At 65.7% G+C, this 14,282-nt stretch carries 12 protein-coding genes; 9 read left to right on the top strand and 3 right to left on the bottom strand.

Annotated features, from left to right (window positions below; translation table 11 throughout):
• Positions 1-144 precede the first annotated feature (144 nt).
• Both R3P93_RS20925 and R3P93_RS20920 read left to right on the top strand, forming a co-directional pair.
• Positions 145-1,446 (top strand): alpha/beta hydrolase, encoded by a 1,302-nt coding sequence (locus R3P93_RS20925; RefSeq protein WP_317533972.1) that lies wholly within the window; start codon positions 145-147, stop codon positions 1,444-1,446.
• 68 nt (positions 1,447-1,514) lie between these two features.
• Positions 1,515-4,082: a bifunctional lysylphosphatidylglycerol flippase/synthetase MprF gene (locus R3P93_RS20920; protein WP_394855342.1), complete on the top strand. Its 2,568-nt coding sequence runs from the start codon at positions 1,515-1,517 to the stop codon at positions 4,080-4,082.
• Positions 4,083-4,091: 9 nt separating this feature from the next.
• On the opposite strand, the gene R3P93_RS20915 is transcribed toward R3P93_RS20920, so the two are convergent.
• The 3 genes from R3P93_RS20915 to R3P93_RS20905 all read right to left on the bottom strand — a co-directional run bounded on the left by R3P93_RS20915 (position 4,092) and on the right by R3P93_RS20905 (position 7,530).
• A complete protein-coding gene (locus R3P93_RS20915) occupies positions 4,092-4,961 on the bottom strand; it encodes an ABC transporter ATP-binding protein (protein WP_269594070.1) in 870 nt (289 codons plus the stop codon).
• Complete coding sequence (locus R3P93_RS20910) at positions 4,958-5,971, bottom strand: FecCD family ABC transporter permease (RefSeq protein ID WP_231893713.1); 1,014 nt, start codon at positions 5,969-5,971, stop codon at positions 4,958-4,960. The genes R3P93_RS20915 and R3P93_RS20910 overlap by 4 nt, the downstream gene beginning before the upstream one ends.
• Positions 5,972-6,054: 83 nt before the next feature.
• Complete coding sequence (locus tag R3P93_RS20905) at positions 6,055-7,530, bottom strand: FecCD family ABC transporter permease (RefSeq protein WP_317533971.1); 1,476 nt, start codon at positions 7,528-7,530, stop codon at positions 6,055-6,057.
• A gap of 181 nt (positions 7,531-7,711) precedes the next feature.
• Between R3P93_RS20905 and R3P93_RS20900 the strand changes: the two genes are divergently transcribed.
• From R3P93_RS20900 to ureG, 7 genes are all read left to right on the top strand, one after another.
• Positions 7,712-8,473, top strand: a complete 762-nt coding sequence (locus tag R3P93_RS20900) for a hypothetical protein (protein ID WP_317533970.1) — start codon at positions 7,712-7,714, stop codon at positions 8,471-8,473.
• A 267-nt stretch (positions 8,474-8,740) separates the two neighbouring features.
• On the top strand, positions 8,741-9,157 hold the full coding sequence (locus R3P93_RS20895; protein WP_255183164.1) for a PaaI family thioesterase: 417 nt from the start codon (positions 8,741-8,743) through the stop codon (positions 9,155-9,157).
• 5 nt (positions 9,158-9,162) lie between these two features.
• The gene (locus tag R3P93_RS20890; protein ID WP_317533969.1) at positions 9,163-10,443 is read left to right on the top strand and encodes a DUF6986 family protein; all 1,281 of its coding nucleotides are present in this window, start codon (positions 9,163-9,165) and stop codon (positions 10,441-10,443) included.
• Positions 10,444-10,528: 85 nt separating this feature from the next.
• Complete coding sequence (locus R3P93_RS20885) at positions 10,529-11,161, top strand: urease subunit gamma (protein WP_149405738.1); 633 nt, start codon at positions 10,529-10,531, stop codon at positions 11,159-11,161.
• A complete protein-coding gene (locus R3P93_RS20880) occupies positions 11,161-12,882 on the top strand; it encodes an urease subunit alpha (RefSeq protein ID WP_317533968.1) in 1,722 nt (573 codons plus the stop codon). Before R3P93_RS20885 ends, R3P93_RS20880 begins: the two co-directional genes overlap by 1 nt.
• Positions 12,882-13,538, top strand: coding sequence for an urease accessory protein UreF (locus tag R3P93_RS20875; protein WP_317533967.1), 657 nt, complete (start codon positions 12,882-12,884; stop codon positions 13,536-13,538). The genes R3P93_RS20880 and R3P93_RS20875 overlap by 1 nt, the downstream gene beginning before the upstream one ends.
• Before the next feature lie 39 nt (positions 13,539-13,577).
• A complete protein-coding gene (ureG, locus tag R3P93_RS20870; RefSeq protein ID WP_317533966.1) occupies positions 13,578-14,282 on the top strand; it encodes an urease accessory protein UreG in 705 nt (234 codons plus the stop codon).

The raw sequence follows: 14,282 nt of genomic DNA, 5'->3' as shown, positions 1-14,282 counted from the left end.
AGCGCCGAGGCGGTGTGCGTTCGGTCATAGTCGCTGGTGCCCGATTTCGGCGGGTCATCATCGGCGCGGTGTCGCGGACGAATATTCTGACGGTAGTTCGTGCCGCATCTCGGTCCGAATCCGTCAGACGAGCGGAGCTCTCACGTGGATTGGTTCGATTCTCTTTCTTTGATCGACGGACCGTTGCCTGTCATCGTTGTGGTCGCCGGAGTGCTCGGCGGTGTTTGGCTGCTCGTCTCCCGCTCGCGGCGATACATGACGCGTGGGCTACCGATTGCGGCAACGGCGGCCGTCGTGGTCACGGTGATCGGTTACCTGATCGTCGAAAAGGTGTGGCGACCGCTCCCGGATCCGATCGAGACGTCCATCTATGTCTGGATCGGTGTCGGCATCGCGTCCCTGTTCGCGGTGATCCCACGCTCGGTGGCGGCGCATGGGGTCGTGGGTACGCTCGCGTCGGTGGTTGCGGCCGTGCTCGTCGTCGCAGTCTCGGCGCTGAACATCAACCTGAAGTTCGAGGCGTATCCGACCGTGGGTACTGCGCTGGGAGTCGAGCCCGCGAGCCGCATTCAGTTCTCCGACGTGCCGGGAGCGGTCTCTCGGACCGTTACCGGAACGCCGCTCGATTCTGTGTGGACCTCACCGGCAGGAATGCCGTCCGCGGGGCGGATCACCTCGGCTGCCATCCCTGCCACGGCATCGAATTTCTCTGCTCGAGATGCGCAGATATACCTTCCCCCTGCCTATTTCTCCGATCCACGTCCGCTGCTGCCGGTACTCGTACTCCTGGCCGGGCAACCGGGTGACCCGGAGGACTGGCTCAACGGCGGCAAGCTCGCCGAAACAATGGACAACTTCGCCCGAGACCACGCCGGCCTGGCGCCGGTCGTGGTGGTGGCCGACGGCACCGGTTCGCCGATCGACAACCCGCTGTGCGTCGACTCTCCGCTGGGCAACGTCGACACGTACCTGTCGCGCGACGTTCCCGACTGGATCGACTCGGCGCTGCAGGTGGACCGCAATCGCGCACACTGGGCGATCGGCGGATTGTCCTACGGCGGTACGTGCTCGATTCAGATGGCGACCAATCACCCCGATGTCTATCCCACGTTCCTCGACCTCTCCGGCCAGCGCGAGCCGACTCTCGGCGATCGAGACCGCACGGTGCAGCAGGCCTTCGGAGGAAACTCCGCGGCGTTCACCGCCATCAACCCACTCGACCTGCTGAAATCACGTCAGTACCCCGACTCCGCCGGTATTTTCGTCGTGGGGTCCGACGACAACGACTACAAACCGGGCCAACAGGAGATGTACGACGTGGCGAAGGCCGCCGGAATGGATGTGCAGTACGTGGAAGTACCGGGCGGACACAGCTTCGCGGTGTGGTCGGAAGGCCTCCGGCGCGAGCTGCCATGGTTGGCAACGAGAACAGGGTTGATTTCGTGAACGTGACCGATCCGGAACGACCGTCCGCGGCGGACTCCGAAGTATCGACACCCGCCGAACCGTCGTGGATGTCCGCGCGCACCGAATCCCTGAGGTCCGGTGCGTCTGCAGTGATGCGCCAGCTTCGGCGGGTGTGGGCGCTCATCGTGTTCGGTGCCGTGGGAGCACCGGTCAGTTTCACTTTGCTCGCCGTCGTCTGGGTGATGGGCATCGTCGCCGCGGTCGTGGACAACCGCGGCGAGATGGACAAGTACTTCGCCGTGGGCATCATGCCGTTCGAGCACTGGCACCTGTGGACCCCGCTCACCTCGGGTCTGGCGGCACCCAACATCGCCGGTTGTGTGGTGGCCACGGTCGGGGTGCTGCTGGCCGCCGCACCGATCGAGCGCCGTATCGGATCCCGTCGCTTCGCCGTCGCGGCGTTCGTGACGCAGGTGGCCGGTTCGTTGTTCGGCCTCGGTCTCGCGGTTCTGGCCAAGACCTTCGACGCGGACTGGGGATTCCGGTTGCACGTCGGAACAGCTGTGGGCCCGACGACCTGGATCTTCGGTGTGGTCCTGGTCGCGACCTCGCGAATGGATACGTTGTGGCGCAGGCGAATCCGCGTCGGCGTGCTGGCCTTGCTGGTGACGTTGGCATTGTTCGGCGGACACCTGCAGGACGTCGTTCGGCTCGCCGCGGCGGTGATCGGCCTGGTCGTGGGCCCGTGGATCGTCGGTCGATCGGCACGTGGCCCTCGATTGGCGGGTACCCGACGCGAAGGCCGGGTGCTGGTTGCGCTGATCGTCGCTGCGAGCGCCCTCGGCCCGGTACTGGCGGCCCTGAGCCCCAACGCTGTCGGGCCGTTCGCGGTACTTCGTGATGTGGTGCGGGGGGTTCCGTACACGGCGGCGGAGGTGCGCGAAATCTGCGCCGACGCGACCACCGACCCGGTCGAATGCCGTCGTGGTCTGCTCGATCTCAGACTCGGGGGGGTCGGTCCGACGATCCTGAGCATCATGCCGTCGTTGTTCCTGCTGGTGGTCAGTGACGGCCTGCGTCGAGGCAGGCGTTTCGCGTGGGCCATGGCGGTGGTCTCGCAGGGAATTCTGCTCGCACTGTCGGTGGCCAACTTCGCGATTCGATTCCTCGAGTCCGGTGACGACCAGTCCCTGTTCTACGGCTTGGAATCGCCGACGGCGTACCGCACTGCGGTGCCGTTCCTGCTGCCCCTGATCGTGTTGCTCGTTCTGATCGTCACGCGCAAGTTCTTCGACGTGTCGGCGCCTTCGGGTACCTACCGTCGATGGGCGGCCTCGGTGGTCGGGGTGGCGGCAGGACTCGCCCTGATCTACTCGCTCGGTGGGTATCTGGCCCGCGGTGGCTTCGCCGATTCGCCGTCCTTCGGCGGACTGCTGGTGGACTTCCCGCAACGATTGGTTCCCCCGGTCTACCTGCAATGGCTCGAACCTGCCCTGCTCCCGCAGAGCACGCCGACGACCCTGCTCTTCGAGTGGACCGGGGTGGTGTTCTGGGTGGTGGTCTGCGTGCTCGCTGCGAGTACTTTCCTCACCCCGGTGTACGGCACCGAGACCGACGCCGCCGAACGGGCGCGCGGATTGCTGATGTCGAGCAGCGGGTCCGCTCTGTCGTGGATGACGACCTGGCGCGGCAACAAGTACTGGTTCGGTTCCGACGGTCGCAGCTACGTCGCCTACCGGGTCATCTCCGGCGTGGCACTGACCACCGGGGATCCCGTCGGTCCGCGGGAGTCCCTGCGGGACAACGTCGTCGAGTTCGCCGAGTTCGCGTCCGAGAACGGGTGGATCCCGTGCTTCTACTCCGTCACTCCCGACGTCCGCCGCATCACCGACTCCCTCGGTTGGGGAGGAATCCAGGTCGGTGAGGAAACGGTTCTGGACCTCGACGGCATTGCGTTCACCGGCAAGCGGTTCCAGGACGTGCGGACTGCGCTGAACAGAGCGAAGAAAGCCGGCGTCGTCGCCGAGTGGATCCGCTTTCCTTCTGCCCCGCTGGCGATCACGGACCAGATCACTGCGATCTCGGAGGAATGGGTCGCGGACAAGGGTATGCCCGAGATGGGCTTCACTCTCGGCGGTCTCGAGGAGGTCGACGACGAGAACGTGCGGTGCCTGATCGCCGTCGACGTGAACCGGACCGTGCACGGCGTGACCTCGTGGATGCCGGTGTACGAGGACGGCGTCATCGTCGGATGGACGCTCGACTTCATGAGACGCCGGTCCGAGGGCTTTCGGCCCACGATGGAATTCCTCATCGCATCGGCGGCCCTGCTGCTCGAACAGGAAGGTGCCCGATTCCTCAGCCTCTCGGGCGCACCCCTGGCCAAGGTCGACGAGAAGCAACCCGAACACGTCTCCAGTGCCGAGCAGTCCACGCTGTCTGGGCTGCTCGAGCGATTGCTCGACGTCCTCGGACGCACCCTCGAACCCGTCTACGGATTCCGTTCCCTACTGGCGTTCAAGTCGAAGTTCCAGCCTCGCTACGAACCGATGCACATGACCTTCGCGGATCCGGCCGCGCTGCCCAGCATCGGAAATGCTATCGGCCGGGCATATCTGCCCGACGTGTCGATCGGCCAGGGCGTCAAGCTGGTACGCACGATGATCGAGCGGTGAGACCCCGCGCTACCGCTCGGTGGAAGCACCTGCGGCGGCGTGACTCTCGGACCGGACGGGTCCACCGACCGACCCGTACACGTGGCGGGTGCCGATCGGAACGATGAGCGGACGGTCGGACATCGGATCGTCTATCACGGCGGCTTCGAGGCCGAACACGTCGAGCAGCAGCTGCTCGGAGATGACGTCCTGTGGCCTGCCCGAGGTGACGATCCGGCCCTGCTTCATCACGATCAACCGGTCGCTGTACCTGATTGCCAGGTTCAGATCGTGCAGGACCATGACGATGGTGCGGCCGAGTTCGTCGTGCAGGCGGTCGACGAGATCCAGGACCTCGATGGAGTGCGCCAGATCGAGATAGGTGGTCGGCTCGTCGAGCAGCAGGATATCGGTGCCCTGGGCCAGTGCCATCGAGATCCAGGCGCGTTGCCGTTGGCCACCGGACAATTCGTCGACGGGTCTGTCGGCGAGGTCGCTGATTCCGGTCAGTTCGAGTGCGTTCGCGACCTCTGCCTCGTCGTCCGAGCTCCACTGCCGGATCCACGATTGGTGGGGGTGACGACCGCGTGACACGAGATCTGCGACGGTCAGTCCTTCGGGAGCAGTGGGCGCCTGAGGCAGCATCCCGAGGGTGCGGGCCACCTCTTTGGTCTTCATCGACGAGATCGCCCGACCGTCGAGCATCACGCTGCCGGCCTTGGGCTTGAGTAGGCGGCCGAGCGAACGCAGCAGCGTCGACTTTCCGCAGCCGTTGGGTCCGATGACCGTGGTGATGACACCGGTGTGAATCTCGAGATCGAGGTGTTCGACGATGGTGCGGTCGCCGTACCCGAGGCTCAGATCGTTCGCGATCAGACGCGAGGTGTGGCTGGTGGTCATACGGAGGCCTTTCGGTTACTGCGAACGAGTAGGTAGAGCAGGAACGGTCCACCGAGGGCCGAGGTGACGATGCCGACCGGGAGTTCCACCGGCAGAATCGTGCGCGCGATCAGATCGCTTGCCACGACCAGCAATCCACCGAGAAGTGCCGACGCGATGATCGGCGGGCCGGGCGTTCGCAGCACCCTCAGCGCTATTTGGGGAGCGGCGAGCGCCACGAATCCGATGGGTCCCGCGGCGGCGGTGGCGATCGCGGCGAGTGCGACGGCCGCGAGCAGCATCATGGCCTGACTGTGTTGCAGACGGACCCCGAGCGATCGTGCGTTGTCGTCGCCGAGTCGCAGGGCACCCAGAGTGAACGTCGCGACGACTGTGCCGCCACCGACGAGGACGACCGCGATGGCGACCGGCCAGACCGCGGACCAGTCCGCTCCGTTGAGTGACCCGTTGAGCCAGACCTGAGCGCGGGAGACGTCGTTGATGTCGGCGCTGATCAGCAGCCAGCCGATCACCGCGGTGAGCATGGCGTTGACGGCGATGCCGACCAGAATGAGCCGGAATCCGTCGACGCCCTTGCGCCAGGCGAGGGTATAGATCGCGATGGCGGTGAGCAGGCCGCCGATCAAGGCCGCCAGAGGAAGGCCGAGGGTGGCGAGCAGCCCGCTGAAGCTGCTGCCACCGCCGAGCACGATCAACGCGACGGCCGCGGCACTGGAACCGGCCGTGATGCCCAGTATGTCGGGGCTGGCGAGGGCGTTGCGGGAGATCGACTGCGTGATCGCGCCGGATATACCGAGGGCGGCCCCGACCAGGAGCCCGGTCAGTGATCGGGGCAGCCGCAGGTCCATCACGATGAATCGTTCGATCCTCGAACCGCCGCCGAGCAGCACGTCGAGGACCTGCACGATCGACAGCGGGAAGTCGCCTCGGCCGATGTTCACACACATGACCAGCACCAGCGCCGCAGCCAGTAGGACGGTCGTCAGTACCATCAGTGGCCGTCGGACCATCGAGATCGGACCGAGGCGGAACGCCGGCCGGGTGCGAACGCCGCCGTGGCCGGGCGTCGGTGTGGGGGACTGCAGGTCGGCGGTCACAGGCCGACCAACTTCCGGCGTCGGACGAGAGCGATGAAGAACGGCGCTCCGATCAGTGCCAGAACGATGCCCACCTGAAGCTCGCCCGGGCGCACCACGACTCGGCCGATGACGTCGGCGATCATGAGCATCACTCCGCCCATGAGGCCTGCATACGGGACGAGCCAGCGGTAGTCGGGTCCGGTCACCGCGCGGGCGATGTGCGGGACGACGAGGCCGACGAACGCGATGGGCCCGCATGCTGCGGTCGCTGCACCGGTGAGCAGCGTGATGGCGAGGATGCCGACGGTTCGGGTGATCGCGATGTTGGTCCCGAGGGATCGTGCGACGTCCTCGCCGAGGCTCATGACGTTCAGGCCGGGGGTGCTCGCCAGTGCGATGAGGACGCCGATCACCAGGAACGGCAGGACCTGCCACAGTACGTCGAGGCCGCGTCCGGCAACGGATCCGACCACCCAGAAGCGGTAGCCGTCCAAGCTGGTCTGATCGAGCAACACAACGGCGTTGGTCATCGCCGAGAGAAAGAATGCGACGCCTGCTCCGGCCAGGGCGAGATTGACCGGACTCGATCTGCCCGACCCGATCGACGACAGTCCGAAGACGACGATGCTCGCCACCGCCGAACCGGCGAACGCGAACCACAGGTACTGACTCGGCGAGGTGAACCGAAACAGATAGATGGCCATGACGACGAAGAACGCCGCCCCGGAATTGAGGCCGAGCAGGCTGGCGTCTGCCAACGGGTTACGGGTGTGCCCCTGGATGAGAGCGCCTGCGATGCCGAGTGCGATGCCGACGACCAGTGCGAGCACCGTGCGTGGGATCCGCAACGTGCGCACGATGATGTCGGTGTCGGTGCCCGTCGAATTCAGCAGCGCATGGGCGATTTCGGCGAACGTCAGTGGCCGCGCGCCGATGGCGATGCTGGCGAGGATGCCCGCCACGAGCGCGACGACCAGGACTGCCAGGCCGAGCAACCTGCGCTTTCGGATCGCCGCGACCGAGCCGTCCTTGGGAATGGGCTCGAATCCTTCTGCTGCCGCGGTCTTGTCGCGGACCACTTCCGACGACGACGTGTCGATCCGGAACTGACGACGCAGAGCCCGGCGTGCGCCGAGGGGGCCATGGGTCGAGGTGTCTCGCAGCGTGAGCCCCAGCCAGCGCTTGCCGGTGCTCTGGCCTTCGTTGCCGTCGCGGTATCCGCGGTTCCAGACGAACAGAGCCGCCGTGACGCACACCGCGATGGTGCCGAACACGAATCGGTCCGCTTGGCCGCCACCGTTGTCGTCACGAAGCGCGTCGACGATCGACCAGCCGACGAACAGGGGGATCAGCACGATCAGTGCGTCGATCGCGGCTGCAGCGAGGCGAGAGCTACGCGGCGGCGGCCCGGTGGGCACGTCCTCGGTCCCGTACGGCTCGTCGGAAGACCGGCGTGCGCCGTGGGGGCCGAGTAGCGGAGCTGTTGTCACAGTGCTCGTGACTCCTCGCTGTTTCGAAGGGACACGGTTTAGGTTACGGAACCCTTCCTCGGCGCGTGAGGTGAGGTAAGGGTAGCGGTGCCTGACCGCTTTATGATCTGGTTAGGCTAACCTACATTGAGTGGGTAGGGGTGCGACGCGTGCACCCGCCGGGAAACTGAGGAGCGATCAGATGTCAGTTGCAGCAGCGTCGTATACGGGTTGGGCCGATGTGCATCGACTCTCGAGTCGATCCGGCGGGGCGGCGCTGTTGGCCGACTCGTGTGCGACCCTGCGTGCACTCAACCCCGATTACCCGCGGATGTACGCGGTGGCAGCGATGGCGAACGAGGGCAAGCGCCGTTGGTGGCAGTTGGCGGTGGGTCTCGACGACGGTCGCGTCGAGCAGATGTACCGGCGATCGCTCGAGGATCTCGACGTTCCCGAAGCTGCGGCAGTGCAGGTCGCTACGGCTCTGATCCATGCCGTCGTCGGGCGCGTGGCCGCGCTGCTGGTGTTGGAGGCACGAGCTTGGGATCCGGGCATCGACAATCTGTGGATCCACATGGACAGTGACGGCGGGATCGATTGGGCAGGAGTGACATCGCCGATCCTGCGCGTGCTACCCGAGGATCCCGCCGCGGGTGAGCCCGGCACGGTCACACTTCCGTGCGAACAGGCTCTGTTGGTCTGGACTGCACATCGATGCACGACGTCGCTCGGCGCGGTGTTCCGCGCGATCGCCGACCGCGCACCGCTGGATGCGCGTGTCTTCTGGGCTCTGGTCGGCGACGCCATCCTGGGGGCCTCGACGTATGTACCGATTCTGGCTGGGGCGAGCGCATCGGCAGGTGCGCGCCGGGGTCAGATGCTGCTCGACGCCATGGTCGCGGCCGGGGCACCCGTGCGGTCACGCGTCGGGGTTCCTGGCCGCGCGAGACTGCGGGCATCGTGAAGGCCTTGCGTCATAAATAAGGTTTGCCTATGCTGACTTCGTACCAACGGACCGCGCCGGAGTCCTGAGGGCTGCAGTGACTCCCGGTCCTTGCCACGGTGGGCCTCTCGTTCTTCGCGAACGAGAGGCCCACCGATTTTTGTGGGTCCATCGTCGTGTATCTCTGAACGGGAGCCGACTGCCGAGTCGGCCACCCTCTCGACGCAACCGGAAGGCACAGCAATGACGGACTCGAACGGCACCACGGGGGAGACCTCCTTCGACACCATGACGCCGGAACAGCTCACCGAATTGTGTGCACGGGGATTCGACGGGGTCGTGGGCCTGCGGTACCTCGAGGTGTCCGGCGACGAGGTGCGCGCGGAATGGACCGTCACTCCGCAGCTCCATCAGCCGGCCGGAATCATGCACGGTGGGGTTTTGTGCTCGGTGGTCGAGTCGGTGGCGAGTATCGGCGGATCGGCCTGGTTCGGCTCCCGGGGGCACGTGGTCGGAACCAACAACAACACCGACTTCCTGCGCGCGACTCGATCGGGAACCTTGGCCGCGCACGGACATCCGATTCATCGGGGCCGCACCCAGCAGCTCTGGCAGGTCGACATGACGGACGAGAGTGGACGCCTGGTTGCTCAGGGCAAGGTCCGGCTGGCGAATATCGAAAACACGGCGCATCTGGGACAGTGATGCCCATGACGGGACACAGCGACAGCGCCGACTCTTCCATCCGGCCGGGCGCAACTTCACTGACTGCCGACGCCTTCGATCGCCTCGAATCACTGTTCGGTCCCATCGACGACGAACTCGCGCAGCATTATCCGGGTGACCGAGTCGGTGGCCAGCCCTCTCACACCGTCTACGTATCGGCCTCGGATGCGTCGGCGGCTGTGCCCGCCGAATGGGGTGCCGCCGCCCTGGCAATCCTGGACGCCCACCCCGAGGCGTTCGCCGGACTCGACACCCAGAACGCCTTACCCCTCGTGCGCGACCGGCTCGGAAGTGCGCCCATCCAGGACCTCAGATTCGATTTCGAGGACGGTTACGGATGGCGATCAGACGCCGTTGAGGACCGCCACGCGACCGCAGTCGGGGCAGCACTGTCCACTTTGGCCGAATATCCGGCCGGACCGACGTGGCTCGGGATCCGTGCCAAAGGGCTTGCCGCACATGAGCGTCGGCGTGGGATTCGCACCCTGGAGCTGGTCCTGGACGGAGCCGGGGGAGTACCCGACGGCTTCGTGTTCACCGTACCCAAGCTCCGTGCCGCCTCGCAGGTAGCCGCTGTGGTCGCCTTGTGCGAGGAACTCGAACGTGCGCATGGCCTCCCCGATCGCGCCCTTCGCTTCGAGCTGCAGATCGAGAGCCCGCAGGCGGTGATCGGGGCCGACGGAACGGCGACCCTCGCGAGGGCGATCACCAGGGCGGACGGCCGCTGCACCGCCCTGCACTACGGTACCTACGACTACAGCGCCGCCTGCGGAATCACCTCTGCACAGCAGTCACTGGCCCATCCGGTGGCGGACCATGCGAAGAACGTCATGCTGGCGGCAGCGGCGCAAACCGGGGTATGGGTGTGCGACGGTTCGACTCAGGTGGTGCCGACGGGCGATTCCGCGCAGGTGGCCGCGTCCGCGCGTCGACATTTCGAGCTGGTGACCAGATCCCTCGAGCGTGGTTTTTATCAGGGTTGGGACATGCATCCCGGCCACCTGGTGACGCGGTGGGCGGCGACATTCGGCTTCTTCCGTCAGGCCATGCCGGTCGCTGCTGCTCGGCTGGGCAGCTACCTCGATCGCCAGGGTGGTGAGGTGATGGACGAGCCGGCGACAGCGCAGGCGTTGGCAGGCGTTCTGGTGCGGGGCCTGGATTCGGGTGCGTTCGGCATCGCCGAGTTGCAGAACGTGGCTGCCGGCATCGACCGAAACGTGCTGCGGGGACTGCTCGATCGATCGGTGACCGTGCCGCTCGGATGAGGTGTGTCGGCGCGCTCCGCTGCCGGCGGGTCGTAAGCGTGTCAGAATTGCCGGGCACCATCACCGATCGGGACGGAGAACTCCAATGCGGTTGTCTCCGCACGAGCAGGACCGACTGCTCGTCAGCTACGCGGCCGAGCTCGCTCGGCGTCGCCAGGCACGCGGCCTCAAACTCAATCACCCCGAGGCGATCGCGGTCATCACCGATCATCTCCTCGAGGGTGCCCGCGACGGCCGGTCGGTCGCAGACCTGATGTCCTCGGGTCGTGAGATTCTCGGGGCCGACGACGTCATCGACGGTGTGCCCGAGTTGCTCCCCGAGGTGATGGTCGAAGCGACCTTCCCGGACGGCACGAAACTGATCACGGTGCACGAGCCGATCTCGCCGAAGCGGGGTGACGGTCACCTGATTCCGGGCGAGATCATCACCGTCGCAGGCGACATCGAGATCAACGAAGGAGCCGAGGTGATCTCGATGGCCGTCGTCAACGCGGGAGATCGACCGGTACAGGTGGGTAGCCACGTGCATTTCCCGCAGTCGAACGCAGCTCTGCAGTTCGACCGCGAGCGGGCGCACGGGTGTCGCCTCGACATCCCCGCGGGCACGGCGGTGCGTTTCGAGCCCGGCATCGAACAGACGATTCGGCTCGTGCCCCTCGGTGGCACGCGCGAGGTACACGGATTGAGCATGACACCTCCCGGAAAGTTGGACAGCTGATGGCGCGTATGAGTCGCAGTCGATACGCCCAGTTGTTCGGTCCCACCACGGGTGATCGAATTCGCTTGGCAGACACCGATCTTCTGATCGAGGTCACCGAGGACCGCAGTGGTGGCCCCGGCAACGCCGGTGAGGAGGCCGTGTTCGGCGGTGGCAAGGTGATCCGTGAATCGATGGGTCAGTCCAGGGCAACCCGCGCCGATGGCGCTCCCGATACTGTCATCACCGGGGTTGTCGTCGTCGACTACTGGGGAATCATCAAGGCCGATCTCGGTATTCGCGACGGACGCATCGTGGCGCTGGGCAAGGCGGGCAATCCCGACACCATGACCGGGGTGCATCCCGATCTCGTCATCGGCCCGTCCACCGAGATCGTCGCGGGCAACGGGAAGATCGTCACCGCAGGCGGTATCGACTGCCACGTCCATCTGATCTGCCCGCAGATCAAGGAGGAGGCTCTCGGTGGTGGCATCACCACGGTGATCGCAGGCGGTACCGGTCCCGCCGAAGGGAGCAAGGCCACCACCGTCACCCCGGGCGCATGGCACCTGTCTCGGATGCTCGAGTCGCTGGACGACTGGCCGATGAACATCGTGCTCCTCGGCAAGGGCAACACGGTCAATCCGGACTCGATGTGGGAGCAATTGCGCGCAGGCGCATCGGGTTTCAAACTGCACGAGGACTGGGGATCGACCCCGGCCGCGATCGACGCGTGCCTGCGAGTGTGCGAGGACGCAGGCGTTCAGGCAGCACTGCACTCGGACACTCTCAACGAGGCCGGATTCGTCGAGACCACCCTCGATGCGATCAGGGGACGCGGAATTCACGCTTATCACACCGAGGGTGCGGGCGGCGGGCACGCACCCGACATCATCACCGTGGCGGCGCAGCCATACGTCCTCCCCAGCTCGACCAACCCGACGCGGCCCCACACCGTCAACACCCTGGACGAACATCTCGACATGCTGATGGTGTGCCACCACCTCAGTCCATCGATTCCGGAGGATCTGGCCTTCGCCGAGAGTCGAATCCGGCCGTCGACGATCGCAGCCGAGGACCTGTTGCACGACATGGGTGCGATCTCGATGATCGGCAGCGACGCTCAGGCGATGGGCCGCATAGGTGAGGTGGTTCTGCGCACCTGGCAGACGGCCCACGTGATGAAGTCTCGTCGCGGCTTCCTGGCCGGCGACAACGGAGCCGACAACAACCGAGTGATGCGCTACGTCGCGAAATACACCATCTGCCCGGCTGTCGCACATGGCCTCGACGACGAGATCGGTTCGATCGAGCCGGGCAAACTCGCCGACCTGGTGCTGTGGGATCCGGCGTTCTTCGGCGTCCGTCCCCACATGGTCATCAAGGGCGGAATGATCGCCTGGGCTGCCATGGGCGATGCCAACGCGTCCATCCCGACCCCGCAACCCGAACTACCGCGTCCGATGTTCGGGGCATCGCCGAAGGCTGCTGCTGCGACGTCGCTGCATTTCGTTGCCCCGCAGGCGATCGAGGACGGACTTGCCGGACGTCTGAACTGTGATCGTCGGTTGGTTCCGGTCAAGAACGTGCGCGGTGTCAGAAAGTCCGACATGGCACTCAACGATGCGCTGCCCGATATTCGGGTGGATCCCGACACGTTCACCGTTCGTATCGACGGGGACGTGTGGACGGAGCAGCCGGCAACCGAACTGCCGATGGCCCAGCGATACTTCCTCTTCTGATGCCCGATGCCCGACTGCAGGTGACCACGCTTCTCTCGCTTGCGGATTCACGGCTGCCCACCGGTGGCCACGTGCATTCCGGCGGCGTGGAGGAAGCGATCGCCTTGGGCTTCGTCCGAGACATCGGGACGCTCGAGGCGTTTCTGCGACGCCGCATCCGAACCTCCGGGGCCACAACGGCGTCCATTGCCGCATCGCTGGTGTACGGTTCGTCGAGCACGGACGAGGCAGATGCCGAATCCGACGCACGAACACCGTCCCCGGCCGCGAGGTCCGCTTCCCGTGCTCAGGGCCGCGGACTGCTTCGGCTGGCCAAATCTGCTTGGCCGCATCATGATTGGGCGGCCATCGGCCGCAAGCCGCATCTGGCCGTTGCCGCCGGACACGTCGGACTCGCGGCGGGCCTGTCGGTTACCGACACGGCCGCCGTGCAGGTGTACATCACCATGACCGGGTCGGCGATTGCCGCCCAGCGTCTGCTCGCGCTCGATCCGGCCGAGGTCGCGGCGTGCACCATCCGGTTGGGCGACTTCTGCGACGACGTGACCGCGGCGGTGTGCGAGTGCCTGCCCGAGCTGATGGAGTTGTCGGATCCGTTGCTGGACATGTTCGCCGAAGCCCACGCCGTCCGCGATCGGCCGTTGTTCGTATCCTGAGTACGGATCCATTTTTTCTCTAGCGACAAGGAGTTCGACATGCCCCCGCACCTGATCGACGGTGAGCCCCACGACCACGGTTTGGATCGGCCCAAGCGCGCACGGGTGGCAGGTGACGCGCTGCGCGTCGGCATCGGTGGACCCGTCGGTTCCGGGAAGACGGCGTTGGTTGCTGCACTGTGCCGCGAACTGCGCGACGAACTTTCGCTCGCTGTACTCACCAACGACATCTACACCACCGAGGATGCGGACTTCCTGCGTCGGCACGCCGTGTTACCCGACGAGCGCATCACGGCGGTCCAGACCGGTGGATGCCCACACACCGCGATCCGAGACGACATCACGGCCAATCTCGACGCCATCGACGATCTGATCGACAACAACCCGCCCCTGGATCTGATTCTCGTGGAATCCGGTGGCGACAATCTGACGGCGACGTTCTCGTCCGGTCTGATCGACGTGCAGATATTCGTCGTCGACGTTGCCGGGGGAGACAAGGTGCCGCGTAAGGGCGGTCCCGGTGTGACTTTCTCCGACCTGTTGGTCGTCAACAAGACCGACCTCGCTCCGTACGTCGGAGCTGATCTCGGTGTCATGGAACGGGACGCGGCTCAGGTACGCGAGGGGCGCCCGACTGCGCTGATCTCCCTCACCGACGATCCGGCGGCGACCATAGTGCTCGAGTGGGTGCGGGAGCAGCTGAAGGTGATCGCCGACGCCGACGCGCACGCCCACACACACTGA

This window comes from Rhodococcus cerastii (genome assembly GCF_033042195.1).
Taxonomy (GTDB): Bacteria; Actinomycetota; Actinomycetes; order Mycobacteriales; family Mycobacteriaceae; genus Rhodococcoides.
This window is presented reverse-complemented; position numbering and strand designations above follow the sequence as displayed.